General features: G+C 35.8%; 9 protein-coding genes. 6 read left to right on the forward strand and 3 right to left on the reverse strand.

The features are described from left to right. Positions 1-243 precede the first annotated feature (243 nt). Positions 244-1,182, forward strand: coding sequence for a mevalonate kinase (locus tag ACQY44_RS23385; protein ID WP_428232687.1), 939 nt, complete (start codon positions 244-246; stop codon positions 1,180-1,182). Positions 1,183-1,793: 611 nt separating this feature from the next. Here ACQY44_RS23385 and ACQY44_RS23390 read toward each other — a convergent pair. After that, on the reverse strand, positions 1,794-2,153 hold the full coding sequence (locus tag ACQY44_RS23390) for a hypothetical protein (protein WP_428232688.1): 360 nt from the start codon (positions 2,151-2,153) through the stop codon (positions 1,794-1,796). Between the two features lie 957 nt (positions 2,154-3,110). Here ACQY44_RS23390 and ACQY44_RS23395 point away from each other — a divergent pair. Beyond that, on the forward strand, positions 3,111-10,649 hold the full coding sequence (locus ACQY44_RS23395; RefSeq protein ID WP_428232689.1) for a T9SS sorting signal type C domain-containing protein: 7,539 nt from the start codon (positions 3,111-3,113) through the stop codon (positions 10,647-10,649). 75 nt (positions 10,650-10,724) lie between these two features. Continuing rightward, on the forward strand, positions 10,725-10,988 hold the full coding sequence (locus ACQY44_RS23400) for a hypothetical protein (protein WP_428232690.1): 264 nt from the start codon (positions 10,725-10,727) through the stop codon (positions 10,986-10,988). Positions 10,989-11,106: 118 nt separating this feature from the next. Here the strand turns inward: ACQY44_RS23400 and ACQY44_RS23405 are convergent, their stop codons facing one another. Beyond that, positions 11,107-11,907 carry a sensor histidine kinase gene (locus ACQY44_RS23405; RefSeq protein WP_428232691.1) on the reverse strand — a complete coding sequence of 267 codons (801 nt, stop codon included), beginning with the start codon at positions 11,905-11,907 and terminating at the stop codon, positions 11,107-11,109. A gap of 619 nt (positions 11,908-12,526) precedes the next feature. On the opposite strand from ACQY44_RS23405, the gene ACQY44_RS23410 reads away from it, so the two are divergent. Continuing rightward, entirely contained in the window at positions 12,527-12,718 is a 192-nt protein-coding gene (locus tag ACQY44_RS23410) for a hypothetical protein (protein WP_428232692.1), read from the forward strand. Positions 12,719-13,623: 905 nt separating this feature from the next. On the opposite strand, the gene ACQY44_RS23415 is transcribed toward ACQY44_RS23410, so the two are convergent. Beyond that, a complete protein-coding gene (locus ACQY44_RS23415; RefSeq protein WP_428232693.1) occupies positions 13,624-13,833 on the reverse strand; it encodes a hypothetical protein in 210 nt (69 codons plus the stop codon). Positions 13,834-14,051: 218 nt separating this feature from the next. Between ACQY44_RS23415 and ACQY44_RS23420 the strand changes: the two genes are divergently transcribed. Both ACQY44_RS23420 and ACQY44_RS23425 read left to right on the forward strand, forming a co-directional pair. Next, positions 14,052-15,716, forward strand: coding sequence for a T9SS type A sorting domain-containing protein (locus ACQY44_RS23420; protein ID WP_428232694.1), 1,665 nt, complete (start codon positions 14,052-14,054; stop codon positions 15,714-15,716). Between the two features lie 8 nt (positions 15,717-15,724). Continuing rightward, complete coding sequence (locus ACQY44_RS23425; RefSeq protein ID WP_428232695.1) at positions 15,725-21,478, forward strand: DUF5977 domain-containing protein; 5,754 nt, start codon at positions 15,725-15,727, stop codon at positions 21,476-21,478. The last annotated feature ends 2 nt before the right edge of the window (positions 21,479-21,480 follow it).

Below are 21,480 nucleotides of genomic sequence, written 5' to 3' on the forward strand. Positions count from 1 at the left end.
CTATTGTGAAACCTGAATAGGAAAAATACTTTTGCGGTTTAAAATTCGATTTTTTAAACAATTGACACGATAGTAGTTAATTTACGAAACCATAATAAAAAACTACATGAGTGCAAACAGAAAATGTGTTGTAATAAAAAAGTCAAGCTTCTTGTATAGTCTTGGTTCAAATGAAATTAGAATTTATACCATTTTTGATACGGGACAAGACCCAAATAAAATAAAGAAAGACATAAAATAAACATGAAAGAACCATTATTTTACTCAAAAATATTACTCTTTGGAGAATACGGCATTATCCGTGACTCTAAAGGACTTTCTATTCCTTACAATTTTTATAATGGTACATTGAAGAAATCCGAAGTTCCTTCGCCAGAAGCAATTGCATCAAACGCAAGTTTACGACGTTACATAACATATCTTGAAGCTTTACAAAATGAGCAACCTTATTTGGGTAATTTTGATTTGCTAAGTTTAAAAAATGATGTTGAAACCGGAATGTATTTTGACTCAAGTATCCCACAAGGATACGGAGTTGGCAGTAGTGGCGCTCTTGTAGCCGCTATTTACGACAAATATGAGACAAACAGAATCACGGTTTTGGAGAATTTGACCCGTGAGAAACTGTTACAACTAAAAAATATTTTTGCTCAGATGGAGAGTTTTTTCCACGGAAAAAGTTCTGGCTTAGATCCTTTAAACAGTTATTTGAGTATTCCAATCTTGATTAATTCTAAAGACAATATTGAAGCAACTGGTATTCCGAATCAAAGTTTTGACGGAAAATGTGCTGTCTTTTTATTAGATTCTGGAATCGTAAGCGAAACTGCTCCAATGGTAAACATTTTTATTGAAAACCTGAAAGACGAAGGCTTCCGTGTTATGTTTAAAAACCAATTTGTAAAATATACTGATGCTTGCGTAGAAGACTTTTTGCATGGTGACATGAAATCGTTGTTTACCAATACTAAAAAGCTATCAAAAGTTGTTTTAAACAACTTCAAACCAATGATCCCGGAACAATTTTACGGAATCTGGCAAAATGGAATCGACACAAACGATTATTATTTAAAACTTTGTGGTTCTGGCGGAGGTGGTTATATTCTTGGATTTACTGAGGATTTAGAGCACGTTAAAGTATCTTTAAAAGATTATAAATTAGAGGTTGTTTATCAATTCTAAATTTAAATTTCTTTAAAAAATCCTGGACTATTGAAGTGCTGTCATAGAAACCATCACCCTAAAAGTTATTTAATATGAAGAGTGTTTTTACAGATGATCAAAGTAACTTTTTTAGATGGAATTCCATTTTTGGCACCTCTTGTTTTGTTATTGATTATTAGGGAAAAAGAATATCATATCATTCAGAAAATTACGCTTCCTATAATAAGTCATTTCCAGGTTTGATCTTAGTAATTTTTAAGGGTTTTGTCGCATCTAAAGCTAAGTTTTATCTTTACCTTTTTTAAATTCTTAAACTCATGAATACTAAAGGTCATTGCTATCCGAAGTCGCTGAGCAAGAATCAGATGATTGAACCAGGGATAACTATGTTTAAATTATTCTGTAAATTGGCGGGCTAACTTTTAAATCATTTAAAAACTTATATTTGATTCTCACAGGCGCAACACAACCGAAGAAAAATATTACAATAAAGAAATGCACTTCAATATATAGATTTAAGAATAAAGTCTTTAGCTATGTAGTATTTGTGATGTATGATTATAATATTCCGTTGTTTCTTTTACGCTTTAGATCAATTACGTTTATACAACCACCAATATAAATGCTGGTTAGTTTGGCTTCTCGCTACTCTCTATTCTTAGACAATGTTCGGCTCCTAAATAAAGAGGATTTCCGTGCTTTTCAGACCAGAAACCATCTAAAACATCTTTGGTGATGCATCTGTAAACAGCAACTCCTTTATAGGTTTTATTATCTTCGCCTTTATAGCTAAAATTAATGACCAGAATATTATCTTTAAAAAATCCGTAACCCCTTTGTTCCTGCAAGTTATTAATAAGCCATTTGGCTATAATTCGGAAGTTTTTATCTAATGATAAACTCAAAATACCTTTATAGCTTACTCCATTGCTCTCGTCCTGATTGCTTCCGGAAACGGAATAATTACCAATTAAATCTTGTATAGTCATTTATTTTCCGATGCAGAAATTAGCAATCCAGTATTTACTGGGTTTTCAGATTATGAGGTACACAGAAAGTACGAATCTAAACAAAATAAAACAAACAAAAAACAAGTAAACCTTTATCCAATATTTCAATTGAAAAATAACATTTTGTTAATCTGCTAGATCATTTTTTCGAGAACACATTAACCCAGTGATTATAGCAAATTTATAAAAAATACTGGTAATTAATTATATTATTTGAGGATGATTATTTTCAAGTTTTTTTTTTGCAAAATTTTCAATTGTGATTGAACCAAACTTAGTACGGATGTTTTTTTCCTGGTAACTGTTAACTATTTTTCATGTAAAATTGCTTCAGTAGGAATTATAGATGAAAAACCCGCCAGATACATTACATATAAGACGGGCGTCCATAATAAACATAATCTTCCATTTTATGTCTACTTAAAAATTTTCTAAGAATCAGACTGAATTAAAAAATAAATAAACACAGAATAGTAGTTCTTGGAATGAACACTGCAGAAATATTTATATTGGATTAATGATGCTTTGTCAAAATAATTTTCCAGAAAGCAATAGCAGGTGTTTCAATTGGTGATTGATACTTTCAAAAGTGCAATTTTAAAAACGACTACTTTTATACACGTGTAATCTGTTTTTATATAATTCACATTATAATTCTTGTATTACGAAAGTAAGACCATTATAATAGGTAATAAAGTATTTTTCAGTTACTCTACTTTACAATATTTTTTATATAAAAAAAAAAGTTAAACTGTTGATTTTAAAGGCATTAAGTATTGTTGTGTAAAATTAAGAATAAACTTATAAACATTATCATTGGACCTAAAGATAAAATGGTATATTTAACTGATTAAAAGCGTATTGTGTATTTTCCTGTAAGATATAGTATCTAAAAGACAACACTGCACCCAGGCTTAAATTCCCTTCCTGATTATCATGAAAAACCTAATGCTTCTTTTGAATAAAGGAAAAGCAATTAGTACCTTTTTGAAAGATAAGCTACCTATTTCTATCTCTGTTTTTATTTTTCTTTTTAATTTCTTACCTGCAAATGCAATGCGGGAAAGAACAAATCCTGAATGTATTAGTGCTACTTTATCATCGGTTACGGTTGGTATAGGTGGTAATTATACCACACTAAAAGCAGCTTTTGATGCCGTCAATGCGGGTCTTGTCGCGGGAGTTATAACCATTCAAATCATAAGTAGTACAACCGAGACTACTACAGCAGCGTTAAATTCTAGTGGCACAGGTCTGGCAAACTATAATTCTATCTTAATTTATGCCACTGGCAGTGGTTATTCGATTAATGGTAATATTGCCAATCCTTTGGTAAATCTTAATGGTGCTGATAATGTTACTATTGATGGCAGGGTAAATGTCACCGGAGCGACGGCTGACCTTAGTTTTATAAATACCAGCACAGCTGCGACAGCTTCTGCATTGCAAATGATCAATTCTGCAGAGAATAATACTATTCGATATACAACACTACAAGGATCGGGATTAAGCGCTTCGACTGGTATTGTGTATTTTGTCTCTTCAGCATCAGGAAATGGAAATGACAATAACATAATTGAATACTGCAACTTGACAAGTGCAGGGTTGAACCGTCCGCTGAATGCCATTTTGAGTTATGGAACAGCAGGTCGCGAGAACAGCGGGAATATTATCCGTTTTAATGCCTTATATAATTTTTTTAATGCCAGTAATAGTTCTAATGGTGTTAATATTGCCGGTAACAGTACAGATTGGATGATTACCAGCAATAGTTTTTATGATACAGCTTCTCTGATATGCATAGGAAACAATATTTATAGTGCTATCCGTATTTCTACCCCCAGCATGCATACAGTTAGTGGTAATTTTATAGGAGGAAGTGGCCCATTGTGTACCGGAGCTCCATGGACGATGAATTCAAGTTTTGCTACCTTTTTTAGCGCTATCTCCTTTACAGGAAATAATACAACTCCATGTTTGTTGCAGAACAATACGATTCAAAACCTTGTCTACAGTAGCACTAGTGTGAATCCATGGGATGGGATATATTTATCCATGGGAAATGCTACAGTGACAGGTAACACTATTGGCTCAGCAACCGGTACAAATTCTATTGTGGTTACTACTCCAAATGCTTCGGCTACAGCCACTATTTCTGGCGGCGCCTTGACAGCACTTACTCTTGTTAACGGTGGTAGTGGCTTTACGGCACCTCCGTTAATTACTTTTACACTTTCAGGAAGCACGACCACGGCAACAGCAACTGCTACTATTTCCGGAGGTATTGTAACGGGTTTTACTATTACAAATGGAGGTGCGGGCTACAGTAGTATACCAAGTGTGATTATTAACGGCGCGACCTATTCTACGTCGCATGGTATACGTCATCTCAATAGTAATACGGCCAGTATGCAGAACAACACTATTGGTTCTGTAACCACTTATGGAAATGCGGGATATTCACATTGCTTTGAATCCATTGTGATTAGCGGTGCAGCAACTTCTGTTATAACGGTAAGTAATAATCTTATCGGCAGTCTTTCTACTGCCAACAGTATCAATACCAGTTCGCCGGCTACGGCATCCCTCAACAAACAGGATTTAAGGGGTATTTATATTAACTCAGCTGTAAATATTGCTACCATTACCGGAAATACAATTGCTAATCTGACTAATGCCTATAACGGAAATTCCGTTACAAAAATGGACGGTATTTGTAGCAGTGAAGCTTCTAATAGTATCAGTAATAATACTATAAGGGATTTGACAACTTCTTCTAATTCTACGCTAAGAGGTATACAACAAAACGCAATAATGACCGGTAACAACCAATCGGTGACTAATAATACAATTTATAACCTTCATAATATTCACCCTACTGCTGCAGTTATTGTTAATGGCATTGATTATACAGGGCCTAATTCAGGTACAAATTCTGTTTCAGGCAATTTTGTTTATGGCCTTACTGCTGCTTCAACTAATATTCTTTCGGGGATAAATGGAATACTTCTGACTAATGGCGCAACCACTGTAAGTAATAATATTATCAATATAGGTACAGGAATCACCAGCGGATACGGTATTTACGGGATCAATGACAGTAGTATTGCCAGTGCCACATATATTAACAATATTTATTTTAATTCGGTGTATGTTGCCGGCGCTGTAATTTCAGGTGTTACTTCTCCGACTGCCGCGTTATGGAATCTTAATGATGGCTCTATACGTAATTACAGAAATAACATCCTCATGAACGCAAGGACAGGCGGGACAACAGGGAAGCATTATTCTATTCGGATCGCGGGAAGTAATGGGTTAACTATTGATTCTAATGATTATGTTGTTACTGCAAACGCATTTTTAGGTTCTTTTAGTGGTACGGATAAAACGAGTCTGGCTTTGTGGAAAACGGCCACTTTACAGGATCCTTCAAGTTTGAATATCAATCCTGTATTTGCTTTAGCTGGAAGTAATATTGCCCTGAATTATTATACTTCAGCAGTACTTCCTGCAGTAATAGGAACCGGGGTTACTACAGATTATACGGGACTTGCCAGAAGTGCTGCACCCAAGATGGGCGCTCTGGAAATTACAGGATATGTTTGGTCGGGAGCCACCAGTACAGACTTTTTTACCCTTACCAATTGGGAAGGTGGGGTGATTCCTCCAGACGGATCAGATATATCTTTTGCTGCGGTACCTTTTAATAATTGCCTTTTAGATCAAAATAGAACATTTAGAAATATTACCAATACCCAGGCAACCTTTAACCTGCTGTTAAATGGTCATGGACTTACATTATCGGGTAGTCTTATCTTTTCCAATAATGCTCAAATAGATGCAACCGCTTTGGGTTCTGTACTTACATTTGCGGGAACTGCGGCGCAAAATATTCCTGCCGGCGCATTGCTTTCCAATTCTATGGATGGTTTTACTGTGAATAATTTACTGGGAGTTACTCTAAATAGCAATATTACCGTTAATAACCCCTTTACTCTTAGCAATGGTAACTTAATTATAGGAGCAAATACACTGGCCCTTAACGGAACAATTTCTGTAGTGTCAGGTTCTTTGCTTGGAGGTCTTACCAGCAATATTAGTATTGGAGGTAGTGGGGTAGCCAGTCTTCCCGCCGTTATTCTAAATAATCTTACCCTTAACCGCCCAAGTGGTATCAATCTTTCCGGATCAGTTTCTGTGGTGGGTATCTTAAATTTACTATCGGGAACACTATCAGTAGGAGCCAATACGGTGACGCTTTCAGGTAGTTCACCAACACTTACAAGTGGTAGTATTGATGTTTCTGCTGCAGGCGGAACACTTCTTTTTACGAACCCTATAGCAATTATACTACCAGTTGGATTTTTTGCAAACGTAGTAAACAACTTTACTATAAATGGGGCAGGAGGGGTAACTTCGGCGGATAATTTTTCGATTAATGGTGTACTGAATTTACAAAGCAGTAATCCGTCGGCAACTAAAGGGGCGTTAGATCTGTGGAATGGTTCAAATAATTTGATATTGAATATGGGCCCCAATTCTGTTTCTACCGGAATAGGCGATACAACCGGTATTATAAAACGCTCTTCGATTACCTCTGGCGTAAGTTATAGTTTTGGCAACCAGTTTACTAATGTCTATTTTGCCAATGTAGGAACACTGCCCAGCCAGGTAAGCGTACGAGTTAGTATTGGTACCACTCTTTCATGGCATACGGGAGCTATAAACAGGGAAATGGAAGTGATTCAAACCGGAGCAGCGGGAACAAGTGCGACAGTATCTTATCATTATCTTGACAGTGAACTCAATGGTAACAATGAGGAAAATCTTGTTTTTTGGTCTAAAAACGGAAATACAGAATACGGCGCTTCAGCCTTTAATACAAATGATGATTGGGTTTCCTTATCTAATGTAGACATTTCTTTTTTTTCCGGTTCTTTTGATGGAACTAAAGATATTACTTTAGCCGGTGGAAGCACAAATAATACACTGACATGGAATGGATCAGTATCTACTTCCTGGACAACTGTACAGAACTGGACTCCAAATGAAGGACCATCTATCACGAAAAACATCATTATTCCTGATGCGGCAACAACTACTTTTGATCCAATTTTACCATCGGTGACAGAAATTAATTCGTTAGCAATCAAAAGTGGTGGTATAGTCAATGCTGTTACAGCAGCCCAAGCTACAATAGGGGGTATAGCTGCATGGAGTAATTACGGAGGAACGTTTAATGCCAGTACAAGCAATATTATTTTTAGCAATACTTCGGCTACTATTTCCGGTATCACAAATTTTTATAACCTCACAATCAACAATGGTACGCTCTTATCTATGACAGATGGATGCACTATGAGAATCGCCGGGGCAATAACCAATAACGGGAGTTGGAGTGCCATTGTTTTAGGAACAACAACAGTAGAATATAACGGAGCATCACAGACAGTGCTAAATCCTAATGGAAGCACACCGGGTTATTCAAATCTTATTCTTAGCGGAAGCGGTACCAAAACGATGCCAGCAACATTATCTCCTATTTTAGGTAATTTTAGTCTAGTCGGGAACACATCAACCACTGCTACATCCGCTTTAGCAATAGGTGGAAACCTGACCATTGGAGCAGGAACCAGTTTGAATAGTGGCAATTTTAACCATAGTCTCAGTGGTAATTTTGAGAATAATGGAACTTTTGTTGCTGCTTCAGGTTCTGGTATTATTTTTAATGGAATTTCTTCACAATCTATTTTAGGGGCGGTACCAACAACATTCGGTCAGCTTACTATTTTTAACGGTAACGGTGTTTTGCTATACAACGCTGTAAATGTTAATTTGCTTACGCTGACCTCCGGGACTTTAGCGGTAGGAGAAAGTACACTGGGAATTTTAGGAACAATAAGTAAAACTGCTGGAAATATTGATGTTAGTACGCTTTCTTCTTTAAACTTTGGAGGAAGTGGTGCAATTACCCTGCCTCCGGATTTATTTGATGCTAATCCGTCTTTAAATAATTTAACAATTAATCGTCCCGGAGGGGTTACCCTTGGACAGGCAACTACAGTAGGCGGTGTCTTGAACCTTTTATCAGGAACGCTAAATATTGCTACAGTAAACCTTACCATTAACAACCTTACGATAACAGCTCCAAATGCTCTGACCATGATCATAGCTGACGGAGGGGGACAAATCAGGAAAATTCTGACTCAGTATGTTCCCTTTACTTATCCAGTCGGAGACGGAAGCGGTACGGCCGAATATAGTCCCATAACGATAACAGTAAATGATGACAATAGTGTCAATGATTATTTTGGAATTACATTAGCCAATATCAAACATCCTGATAATGCAAGTACTTCGAATTATTTAAACCGATATTGGAGTGTAAACCAATCAGGTGCAGGCCAACATTTAGTATCTTTAAATGGAACTTACACAAACGCGGATGTTACGGGAAGTGAATCCGCAATAGCAGGAGCAACTTTAGCCGGGAATTTCAGTCAGGCCAATAACCCATGGGTAAAACACAATCTCTTATCGGCAAATACCGTGATCGCAAACAATATTGCATTGCTATCAGGTCAGATAACAGTACTGACAGGTATAACAGGTGCCAATCCTACAGTTAGTATCCAGGGGACTGGAGATACTTGTAGCGGTTCCAGTGTTTCTTTAAGTACAGCAGTCCTTGGTGATCCTGGTTTTATCTATAGCTGGACACCGATTGATTTTTTAAGTAGTGTTACTATTGCCAATCCAGTCGCCGTAAACATTACGAATCCGACTACTTATACTGTTACAGTAAAAGATGGGAACGGCATCAGTGCAAATGCTACAGGAACTGTAAATACCGGTAGTGTTACAAACTGGAACGGATCATGGAGCAATGGTATACCAACAAGTACTACTGCTGTTATTATTTCGGCTAATTATACACCGGCAGCTTCATTTACGTGTTGTTCTTTAACGGTGAATAGTAATGCAGTAGTTTTGATCCCCTCAGGAATTAATGTGACTTTAAACGGAATGCTTACAGTGGTTCCAGGCAGTAGCTTTACTTTACAGAGCAACGCCAGTCTGATACAAACCAGTAACGCTGTCAACTCAGGAAATATTACTGTTTTACGTGATTCTGCCCCAATTGTACGTTTGGATCATACACTATGGAGTAGTCCGGTAGCAAGTGTGCAGACCTTGCAGCAATTTTCGCCTAATACACTTTCCAATCGTTTTTATGTCTATAACATTTTAAATAATACTTACACTGCAACTCCGGCTACAGGGTATTTTCCACTAGCAAAAGCAATTGCTGTGCGTGCACCCAATGATTGGTCTGTCATACAAGCACCATGGACTGGAAGTTTTACAGGTATTCCAAATAACGGAAATATCGCAACACCATTGCAAATGACCGGTGCTGCCTACAATGCGATGGGTAATCCTTATCCGTCAACTATCAGCGGAACTGAACTGGTAAATGCTAACAGTTCAGTAATTACGGGTACTCTGTATTTTTATGCCCACACTTTAGCCATAAATGCAACTACAGGTCTTTTTCCTGCAGGCACTAATTATGCGGTATGGAATCCGGGTATGGGAGGAACACCGGCTACAGTTGGCGGAGGCGGAACGGGCAGCAGTCCGGTAACCCCAAACGGGATTATACAAACAGGGCAGGGATTTTTAGTACAGGCTACCTCTGCAGGTAATATGATTTTTAACAACAGTATGAGGACCCCAGACAGTGCTAATCAGTTTTTCAAGAGTATTGTAGTAAAATCAAATATGGTCGAACCTGACATAGAGAGGCACCGTATCTGGCTACAACTTGCGGGTAGTAACAGTGTTTTAAATACAATACTGGTAGGGTATGCAGCAGGAGCTACAAGCGGAATTGATTACGGATATGACGGATTAAAGTTTGGAGGTACAGGCAGTGAGTTGTATTCCGTTATCGCAGGCAATGCTTATACTATTCAGGGCAGGGCTTTGCCTTTTGAAGTTGATGATAACGTTTTATTAGGTTTTAAAGCAACAGAATCCGGCACTTTTACGATAGCCATTTACAAAACAGATGGATTATTTTCCGGAAATCAGGATATATTGATCAAAGACAACCTCACAGGAACTACAACTAGTATTAAAACGACCCCGTATCATTTCAGCAGCGAAATCGGGACTTTTGACAAACGTTTTGAAATGGCTTATTCTAATGGGACATTAGGTATCGATCCACAGACCACATTTCAGAATAATGTCATGGTTTATACCAAAAGCAGCATGCTCTTTGTTCAAAGCAGTCAAATTATAACTACTGTGCGAATTTTTGATATTCTTGGAAAGTTGCTTTCTGAAAATAAAAACATAAATAGCACCCACTTCCAGCATGATAATTCAGGTTTAACCGGTCAGGTTGTTCTTGTTCAGGTCACAGATAACGAAAATAAAAAAGTTGTCAAAAAGATAATCCTTTAAAAATATCTCCGGGTCTTCAAGACAGGGATTAAATGCCTGGTGCCAAAATGTTTTGGCACCAATAATACTTGATATATGAAAAAGATAATCCATGTAGCTTTACTGTTTTTTCTATGCTCTGTCGCATTTGGCCAAAATCCTCCACCACCTGATTTTGAAGATCCTAATGACGATAATCCTACCGATCAGCCCGGCGGAGTACCTATTGATTCCCATTTAATTACGCTATCCGCGGCTGCGTTATTCCTTGGTTTTTATATTATCTGGAGAAAAAATACAGTAAAGTTTAATTATAGGAAAGAGAAAACAAATGCTGAGGTAAAAAACAGTGAAATCTGATTTTTTTTCGCTAACGGCTTTATCAAACTAATTTTAAAGATAAAATAAGAAAACTCTAATTTTTGATGATGAAAATAGGGTCTATTGTCCTTCAAGTTAAACGGTTAGGGAAGCTTATTTATTCTTCTGTGAAAGTTTTCTGACTCATGTAAATAATAAATTTTGTTCCTTTTCCTAGTTCGCTTTCAACAATAATATTCCCACCGGCAGCATTAATAATTTTTTTTGCTAAATACAGGCCAATTCCACTGCCTTCGATATCCTGATGCAGCCTTCCATACATATCAAAGATTTTATTAAGACCCCCATCGGGAATTCCCTTGCCATTGTCTTGTACTGTTAAGACATTATAACTCCCTTCCTGAAAAGTACTGATGTTTATCATAGGCGGCTGTTCACTACGAAATTTCACTGCATTTGCGATCAGGTTATAGAGTATACTTCTCATGTTTTTTTTAGAATACAGTATCTCTGTTATTTGTAATTTGCGTGTAATTTTTGCATCGGCCATGGTAATTTTATCATTAAGACCCCATTCTATATTGTCTATAATTTCATTGAGGTTTACTTTTTCTGTCACTGTCATATCGCTTTCCACTTTTGCAATGACTGCAATATCTTTTATAAGTGAACGGAAGGTTTTAACTGAACTGTTAATAATCAATAAATAATCCGACAGATCGCTATGGTCTATCTTTAAATCATTAAGCATTTCTATACTGCTTTCAATATGTCCCAAAGGTGCCAGAAGATCATGAGATGCCGCATGGATGAAATGATCCAGGTCAGCATTAATACGTGTCAGGCTTTGATTTTTTTTATAAAGTTCAGATTGTGTAATTTTCAGTTCAGTAATTTCATTGAAAGTAATAATTGCACCATTATTGCGATTACTGGATTGTACGTAGGGCATAATCATTAGGATCATCTTATACTTCTTCAAAATAAATTTTCCAACTAAATTGGTTGTCTTTTTAAGTTTTCAGTCTCAATAAAACTCACTAAAAGAAACTTTTAAATTTTTCATATTGTCCAAACAAATTGCTGTAAAAAAACTAGTTGAATAACTCCTTACTTAAGGTAATTTCTAATAACTATTTTTTATAAGGATAGCTCCTTATAAAAATCCCTTGTTTTAGACAAAATCAACAGATTTTTAACCAAAATTAAAAATCAATTTTCACTTACAATTTTACCTTCGTTTTACCAAATCATTAAAACAAAAACAAATACCACCAGACTCCAAAATGAAAAAACTAATATTAAAATCAGATGGATTATTTGAAGTCCTTCTTCTTCTTCTTCTTCTTATTACTGGTAGTCTTCTGAATTTTGATTTTTTTTATAATTCCTCTTCCACTTCTAACTATTTATTTTACTTCTTTACCTTAATTTTTACGATTCTTTTTGCTCTTAATTTTTCGAAGAAACCACTATCTCTTTTTTTAAAGTTACCAATACTATCCTTTGGATTATGGTGCTTATCTATTTTAGTATACAACGTTAGTAAACATGGATCCAACTCATTCCTTATTTACATGAGTATAAATTTTCTTTTACTACTTAGTGCAACTTCAATTTTTAAGTCATCTAACTTCAATTTTAATAAATTCTTCCACCTTACCGCGCAGGTCGCTGGTGAATTAGGAAGTTTAATAGACAGTAGTGCCGGTTATTCTATTGGAGGATCAGTAAAGACTGAGTTTTCAAATGTTTTTAATCAACCTTAATAATAAATATGAATTTTTTAAATTATATTTTCTGGAAAACTACAAGATACAGAATAAAAAAAGATGGTTTTGACTTTACCTATCTCAAAGCAATTTTACTTTTTGAGCTTGTTTTTATAACAATACCCACTATTATAACGCAGCCTACTTTTTTAGGGCTTGCTTATATAGCTAAATTAAACACATCTTTACGTTATTTATTTTTTTTTCCGTTGGTTATTCTTAGTGCTTTGCCTTTTTGGTTTATATTCCCAAAAGAGAAAATTCGAAATTTAAATTTTTCAGATGCGGACATACTACTTTATAATAAAAAAATAAGTTATGTCATTGTTTTTATGTTATTCTTATTTGTATTGCGAATAGTTTATGTAAAATGTTTTTAACTATAGGCAAGGTTTTAGATGATCAAATTCCAATCCTGCTCTCTGATTCATAAAGTCTGGTAAAAGTTAATTATTAAAATACTAATCTTTACTAATAATTATTAAATTTTGTGAGTTACCTTATTATAGGTATGCGTGATCTTAGAAAAGCTTTTAAAAGCCTCGCTTTTCACACAATACTTTTACAAAAAATAATTCCTTATAAGGAACTCTGTTGGATATTAGAGAATTAAAAAAGAACTAGAATTCTTTATAAAAAGTCTTTCATGGGATTAAATCCTATGGAAAGGCTTTTTTATTTTACACATTACAGTCTTTACATTTATTTTGATAGTTTATTGCTTTTAAAAACATCATGTGCCACGATTTTGCCACGAAACTTAGAGTTGTAATTTTTAAACATTTTAGAATAGAATTCTGCTTCTAGTAGCCCTAACGGGACAATTTTCGAACCATTTTGTAAACGATCTTAAAATTTTAAATGCCATATATTAAAGAATTTGAAAAAAAAGTTGCCTAGATCTATTTTTCTTCTTTTTCATTACGTCTTTTTCTTATCGATAATCTTATATAATTCTTCAATTGATTAATTGTTTTCTCTCTTTTTATTAGTTGTATTTCTAAATCCCTGCCTACATTAGGATTGTAGATTAAAAACTTATCAAATTCTTCATCAGGTACGAATTCATTTTTAATTATCAATTTAAAAATATTCTTTTTTGCTCTTAACAAATCATACTCAGATTAGATTCCTCTTCTTAATCTTTTCTTTAAGCTGTCTTGGGGCATAATCATTTATATTTTCTCCAAGCTTTAGTATAGATAAAGTATTACGTACATATACTTGTTTTTCTTATGATAAAATGAAAATGTGGGAAACCGTAAAATTTTAATATAGTAATAGTTTAGTTTCGCGAGTAAATCATATTCCATATTAATCCAATTTGCTTATGAAAAAACTTTACTTACTGTTACTTTTTATTTTTCCTTTATTGGCTTATCCTCAGGATATCCTTTGGGAAAAATCATACGGAGGTACCCATGCCGATTATCTTTTTGATGCGCAGCCCACGGCTGATTATGGCTTTATTCTGGCGGGAAGTTCCCTGTCTAATAAAACTGGCAATAAAACCAGTGATAACCAAGGTGATTTAGATTACTGGATCTGGAAAATGAATGAGAAAGGCGATCTGGACTGGCAAAAAAGTATTGGCGGCAACGGTTTCGACTTACTTCAAAGCATTAAAAATACCCGGGATGGTGGTTTTATTCTGGCAGGAACTTCAGGTTCCGGAAAAGGAGGACAAAAAAACGAAAACTGCAAAGGCATTACAGATTTTTGGGTCATTAAATTAGATGCTTCAGGAGCAGAACAATGGCAAAGAACCATTGGCGGACCGGGACAGGATGAATTACTCTGCGCCTTTCAGACCAAAGACGGCGGCTATATGTTAGGCGGTTCTTCAAGTTCTAGCCCTCCGGTTCTTTCAATTGTAAAACCGGATGCAAAATCAGCAACTACTACTAAAGCTGATTTATTCAATAAATCAGAAAAAAGCCGTGGCAATATGGATTACTGGATTGTTAAACTCGACAAGCAGGGCAACATAGAATGGCAGAAAACCTATGGCGGACAGTATGCCGATATACTGCGAAGTATGGAACAAACTACAGACAATGGTTATATTTTGGCCGGATACTCCAATTCTCCCGTTTCAGGTGATAAAACAGCAAACAATAAAAGTTTTGGTGATTTTTGGATTATAAAAATAAATGACACAGGCGAAATTCAGTGGCAGAATACCTATGGAGCAGAAGGCGATGATCAGCCTTATGTGATTCACCAGACAGCAGATGGAGGTTACATAGTAGGAGGAAATTCCAACAGCAAAAATCCCTTAACCACTTTAGGCGGTATTGTAAGCAATGGTACAGATTACTGGGTATTAAAACTGGATCAGGACGGAGCTGTAATTTGGAGCAAAACTTACGATTTTGGAAAAACAGATATTCTGACTTCTCTGGTCGAAAACACAGATCATACGTATCTCATTGGAGGTTATGCACAAAGTGAGAACAAACGTCCTAGGGAAGGAATTGTGGGTAAAGCAATGGGAGTGGTCAATAAAGAAAAAGACGGCATTAATGATTATATCGCATTAAAGATAGATGATAAAGGCGAAGAATTATGGAGCAAAACCGTAGGAAGCTCCGGTGAGGATATTCTCAGAAAGTTAATCGAAACCCGCGATGGAGGTTATCTAATGGCAGGAACCTCTAATTCCAGTGCCTCAAAAGACAAAAACGGCAATATTGGAGGTAATGATTTTTGGGTAGTGAAACTCAAAGACAAGCAAAAAGTAGAAAAAGTCAAATCCAGTATCGAAGCAATCCCTAATCCGGCATCCAGTTATACCAATGTAATTGTAGGGTATGATTTTAAAGAAGGTACTGCCACTCTGGTCGATATTACAGGACGTATTTTACAGGAATTTGCTATTACCGGCAGGACTGTTCCAGTAAATCTAAGCAGGTATTCAGAAGGGATTTACATCATCAAAATTAAAACCGATGTAAAAACAGAATCTGTAAAAGTTATTAAATCAGTTAATTAACAAAGAAAATGAAAAAAACATTACTTATACTTTTTTTGTTGCAGTTCACCTTATTAATGGCTCAGAATGGAAAGGATAATTTTTTTCCACCAACACCAGAGGCTGGTTCTTTAATAAAATATGTAGATGTTCCGGTTAATTATTCAACCGGAGTTACCAATTATTCCATTCCAGTACATACTATAAAATTAAAAAATCTGACAATCCCTATAACTTTAACGTATCAGTCTTCAGGGTTTAAACCTTCAGAGGTTGCCAGTAATACAGGTTTAGGATGGGAATTAAATGCAGGAGGAAAAATTACACAGAATGTCGTGCAAAAAAATGATCTGGATACCCATAGTCCGGCTAACCCTGTTTGGAATTTACCTAATGACAGAGATTTTAAGCTCCCAATACCTTCTTCAGATTTATCCTGGACTATAAGTCCTTATTCGCGAGCTCAGTTAGACAGTATACATGGGGCCGGAACTGATTATACTACTTTTACCAATATTGCTGAGAATAATATAGATTCTCAACCGGATATTTTTTATTATTCAACACCAAATAAATCAGGTAAATTTTTCTTTGGTAATAATTTTGAAGTTAAGCAAATTCCTTTCGGAAAGGAAAAAATTATTTATAACAGCAGTAATTATACCTTTGAAATTACAGATACAGATGGGGTTAGGTATATTTATAATATAGTAACCGAAAATTTAAATTCTACTGAAAGTGTGTGTTTGAAATTCCCAAAGCTTAATGGAATGTCTAACAGTAATTCATATACTTTTTATTTAGCTCAGATTATAACGCCCAATAATGAAACTGTAGATTTTATTTATGATACAGTAAAATACAACCTGATAAATGATAAAGATTACACCAGATATTATCATTGGTTTTTTGGCGGAGGGGAGAAAATTACTTCTTATTATTCAGAAATTACTACTAAAGTTTTAACTAAAATTAAAGTGAATCAGGATTATGAGATTGAATTTTTATATAACAAATACAGGAAAGATATAAAGGGTAAAGTTCAGGCAACTGCCCCGAAAACACTGGATAATATTAAAATTAAATATAAAAATGAAATAGAAACATACCAATTTGATTATGGTTATTTTGGTATTCCTGAAAGTCAGTATAACCCAAATAGTTTTGAAGGAGCAGAAATATATCAAGATAATGGGTATACACTAAAACTAAAAAGTTTTCAAAAAACAGGCGAAAACCCTTATGTTTTTTCTTATTATAATGAAGAGGTTGTAGGAAGGTATAATCCCTGTCTGGACCACTGGGGATATTATAGTAATAGTTGTGCAAGGTATACTATGAATACACTTTTTAGTGATTTGGGTGGTACAAAAGAACCTAATTTAGAAAAAACCAAGACGAATGTATTGAAGAATATTGTTCTTCCAACCAAAGGAGAGGTAGAATTTAATTATGAGCTTAATACATGTTTTGGCTGTAGTATTCCTTACACTGAATATGAATGGAAATCGTATGAAGCACATGCAAATGAGGACGATAAATTTACAGGAGATGAGATAACAATCATAAAAGATTTTATCGTTCCGGAGAAGAGTATAACTATTCCTTATATATCATTTGATTTATACAGTCCTGGAGAAGCCACAACATCAAATTATGCAATTGCAGAAATTTATGATGAGCAATGGCATCTTATGAATTTTCAATTTATTGGCACAACCGGATATAATTATAAACCCCTTGAAGGAGATGGATTACTTAAAGGTCAGAAATACTATCTTGTTTTGAAATGTTACGATACGTTTGAAAATCAAAATAAATTTGCGAGCATTCATTTTTTATATTCAAAAAAGAATGAGGCTGAGGTTGCAAAAGTTGGAGGATTACGTATTCGAGATATAAAAACAAAAGATACAGGTAATGTTATAACTCATCGTTCTTTTGATTATCGTGATGATGGTAAGTCATCAGGTATTTTGTATGAGAAACCATTTTACTTTGATGAATATGGTTATTTCTCTGAGATAAACGATCCAGATGCTAATACAATGGGGAATGGTTTAATAACTTATGCTGTTCAATATTCCAGAATTCCTTCGGATTTATTTGGGTTTAATGGATATCATATTTTTTACACAAAAGTGACCGAAAATAATACCGATACTCAGGATGTTTCAAATATCATCAAAGTTGAAAAATATTTTACTTTTTCGGATGATATAAGGTTTGGAGAAATTTCACAGTTTTCAAAAATATCATACAATTGGAAAAGAGGGCTTCTTTCTCAAATTAATGAATTCAATAAAACTGATATGGTAAGAAAGACTGTAATGTCTTATAAATTTTTAGATACCCCTCCGGGAGATAAATCCTCAATTAGTGATCCGGGTTTTCCATTGATGAATGCTACATTTCCAAATGAATTTCATAAAAGGGGGCTGGATGTTAGCATTTACCGGAAAAATGCAAGTTTTTATAATTTGTACAACTATACCGGTTCTAAAACAATATCAGCCTGGTATTATATGGATAAAAAAACAACAGAAGAAAATCTTGACGGAAAGATTTTAAAAACTGAAGAAAGTTATAAATATGATAATCCTACACACGCACAGTTAACGTCACAAACAGTCAAAAATTCTAAAGGAGAGGTAATCGAAACCAAATATGCATATCCGGATGATTTATTAGGTGAGCCATTTATGACAGATTTAAGTGCTGCAAACAGAATTAGTATACCCATAATTACAGAGCAATATAAAGGCGGAACACTTCTTTCTAAAAATAAAACTGTTTTTGCCAAGGATGGTTCAACGGGCAATTTGTTATTACCAAAAGAAATTTATTCGGCTAAGTTTCCTAATGATTTTCCTGATATTTCGAATGTGGGCAAACTCGAAAAGAAAATCACTTATGATCTGTATGATGATAAAGGCAATGTGATCCAATATACCCCTGAATCAGGAGTGCCGGTTTCTATAATCTGGGGGTACAATAAAACATTACCTATTGCTAAAATAGAAAATGTAACATATGATCAGGTAGTGAATTATGTTAATGATCTTCAGGTACTGTCTGATGCAGATGATGATAATTGTTTGTCTGCTAATTGTAAGGAACAGCTTTTGCGCAATGCATTAAATTCCTTAAGAAATACATTTTCCAATGCATTTGTTTCTACTTATACTTATAATCCATTGGTTGGCGTAACCAGTATCACAGATCCTAAAGCAATACCTTCCTATTATGAATATGATACTGTTGGAAGATTAAAGTTTATAAAAGATCAGGATTTAAATGTGCTTCAAAAATATTGTTATAATTATAAAGGACAGCAAACAGATTGTGGCAATAATAATTCAACAAGTGTATTTATTTATAAAAGTGCAGCAAAAAGCGGCGTGTTTACCCGTAACAATTGCGCTGCCGGCGGTACTCCACAAAGCGTAACGTATACTGTTCCTGCCGGACGTTATAGTTCTGATGTTTCACAGGCAGCAGCAGATGCCCAGGCGCAAAATGATGTCAATACAAATGGCCAGGCCTATGCAAACAATGATAGCAATGCAAAATGTATTTTTAGCAGTGTGGCAAAAAGCGGTGTGTTTACAAGAAATAATTGTGCGACTGGCGGTACTCCACAAAGCGTAACGTATACAGTTCCTGCCGGACGCTATAGTTCTGATGTTTCACAGGCAGCAGCAGATGCCCAGGCACAAAATGATGTTAATGCAAATGGTCAGGCCTATGCAAACAACGATAGCAATGCAAAATGTATTTTTAGCAGTGTGGCAAAAAGCGGTGTGTTTACAAGAAATAATTGTGCGACTGGCGGTACTCCACAAAGCGTAACGTATAGTGTTCCTGCCGGACGCTATAGTTCTGATGCTTCACAGGCAGCAGCAGATGCCCAGGCGCAAAATGATGTCAATGTAAATGGTCAGGTCTATGCAAACAACGATAGTAATGCAAAATGTATTTTTAGCAGTGTGGCAAAAAGCGGTGTGTTTACCCGAAACAATTGTGCAACTGGTGGTACTCCACAAAGCGTAACGTATAGTGTTCCTGCCGGACGCTATAGTTCTGATGTTTCACAGGCAGCAGCAGATGTCCAGGCGCAAAATGATGTCAATGCAAATGGGCAGGCCTATGCAAACAACGATAGCAATGCAAAATGTATTTTTAGCAGTGTGACAAAAAGTGGTGTGTTTACCCGAAATAATTGCGCTGCCGGAGGTACTCCACAAAGTGTAACATATACTGTTCCTGCGGGTCGTTATAGTTCTGATGTTTCACAGGCAGCAGCAGATGCTCAGGCGCAAAATGATGTTAATGCAAATGGCCAGGCCTATGCAAACAACGATAGCAATGCAAAATGTATTTTTAGCAGTGTAGCAAAAAGTGGTGTGTTTACCCGAAATAATTGCGCTGCCGGAGGTACTCCACAAAGCGCAACATATACTGTTCCTGCGGGTCGTTACAGTTCTGATGTTTCACAGGCAGCAGCAGATGCTCAGGCGCAAAATGATGTTAATGCAAATGGCCAGGCCTATGCAAACAACGATAACAATGCAAAATGTATTTTTAGCAGTGCAGTAAAAAGCGGCGTGTTTACCCGAAACAATTGCGCTGCCGGAGGTACTCCACAAAGCGCAACATATACTGTTCCTGCGGGACGTTATAGTTCTGATGTTTCACAGGCAGCAGCAGATGCCCAGGCGCAAAATGATGTCAATGCAAATGGCCAGGCATTTGCAAATGACAATAATAATGCTAAATGTATTTTTTGGAATACTGTCCAAAGCAGATTGATCTCAAGAAATAATTGTGCTGCTGGCGGAACCCCTTCTAGTGTATGGTATATAGTAGCTGCCGGAACCTACAATTCAAATGTTTCTCAGGCGGCAGCTGATGCCCAGGCTCTGCAACAGATTGATAACAATGGTCAGGCTTATGCCAACGCTAATGCAATATGTACATTTTACAGTATTGCTTTAAGCTCTGAAATTACAAAAGACAATTGTGCATCAGGAGGAGTTGGCTCTGGAGTAATTTACAGTCAGGCAGCCGGAATTGAGATCTCAAATGTTTCTCAGGAGGATGCTAATTCTAAGGGATATATAAGATGGTTTACTGATGGTCAGGCTTATATAAATGCTAATGGTTTCTGTATTTTTAGTAGTGCTGCTCTAGGGGGATATTTTCCTAAAACGAATTGCGGTCAAGGAGGAGAAAGTCCTTCAATATATTATGGGCAGGCTGCCGGTACAATAACATCCAGAATATCGCAAGCAGATGCAGATGGGCTGGCTGCAACAAAATTTTATGCAGATGGTCAGGCAAACGCAAATGCGAGTCAGGGATGTATATATAAAAATACTGTCCAAAGCAGATTAATTACCCGAAACAATTGTGCTCCGGGAGCAACACCAGACAGTGTTTGGTATACCGTTGCAGCAGGAGTACATACTTCTTATATCTCTCAGGCCGATGCAAATGCTTATGCTCAGTTACAGATAGATACTTATGGACAAGCTTATGCAAATTCAAACGGATTGTGCAGGTTTTATAACAAACAAATAAATCCTATATATTATAAAACAGATTGTCCTGCAGGAACAACAAATCCGTATGTGTATTATTATGTTGAGGCTGGAAAATACGAGTCGACGATATCCCAGGCAGATGCAGATAATAAGGCTTTGATAGAAGCTAATACTTACGGACCAGCTTATGCAAATGAAGTAGGGCGTTGTTTAAATTCAGGAGAAACTGAAGAATAATT

Origin of the sequence: Flavobacterium sp., assembly GCF_965277525.1 — a bacterium.
In the GTDB taxonomy this organism is placed as follows: Bacteria; Bacteroidota; Bacteroidia; order Flavobacteriales; family Flavobacteriaceae; genus Flavobacterium.

What these genes read in the sequence shown, in the direction of transcription:
- ACQY44_RS23385 (WP_428232687.1), top strand. Translation starts at nt 244, where the DNA reads ATGAAAGAACCATTATTTTACTCAAAAATATTACTCTTTGGAGAATAC.
- ACQY44_RS23390 (WP_428232688.1), bottom strand. Translation starts at nt 2,153, where the DNA reads ATGACTATACAAGATTTAATTGGTAATTATTCCGTTTCCGGAAGCAAT.
- ACQY44_RS23395 (WP_428232689.1), top strand. Translation starts at nt 3,111, where the DNA reads ATGAAAAACCTAATGCTTCTTTTGAATAAAGGAAAAGCAATTAGTACC.
- ACQY44_RS23400 (WP_428232690.1), top strand. Translation starts at nt 10,725, where the DNA reads ATGAAAAAGATAATCCATGTAGCTTTACTGTTTTTTCTATGCTCTGTC.
- ACQY44_RS23405 (WP_428232691.1), bottom strand. Translation starts at nt 11,907, where the DNA reads ATGATTATGCCCTACGTACAATCCAGTAATCGCAATAATGGTGCAATT.
- ACQY44_RS23410 (WP_428232692.1), top strand. Translation starts at nt 12,527, where the DNA reads ATGAGTATAAATTTTCTTTTACTACTTAGTGCAACTTCAATTTTTAAG.
- ACQY44_RS23420 (WP_428232694.1), top strand. Translation starts at nt 14,052, where the DNA reads ATGAAAAAACTTTACTTACTGTTACTTTTTATTTTTCCTTTATTGGCT.
- ACQY44_RS23425 (WP_428232695.1), top strand. Translation starts at nt 15,725, where the DNA reads ATGAAAAAAACATTACTTATACTTTTTTTGTTGCAGTTCACCTTATTA.